This is a genomic window from Lactiplantibacillus sp. B652 (assembly GCF_023806745.1).
GTDB lineage: Bacteria > Bacillota > Bacilli > Lactobacillales > Lactobacillaceae > Lactiplantibacillus > Lactiplantibacillus pentosus.
On the sequence record NZ_JAMSKY010000119.1, the window covers coordinates 1 to 235 of the forward strand.

At 53.2% G+C, this 235-nt stretch carries 1 pseudogene; it reads right to left on the reverse strand.

Annotated elements, in window-relative coordinates:
• Positions 1–235, reverse strand: a pseudogene (locus tag MZO40_RS17255) (transposase); the annotation flags it as partial.

The window sequence follows — 235 nt, forward strand, 5'->3', positions numbered from 1 at the left end:
GAGAAAAACCTGTTCGAACAAGCCTGAACTTACCCAGGCTCGGAAGCGACTATACACCGTTTTCCAAGAGCCATAGCGTTCAGGTAGATCACGCCAAGGAGCCCCGCTGCGCATGAGTCAGAGGATAGCGTTGAGGGCGGTACGGTTGTCTAGGCTTGATGGACGGCCAATCCGGTATGGCGGGAAGTATCCTTTGATTCGGTCCCACTGAGCATCTTCCAGTTCGTATCGTTTA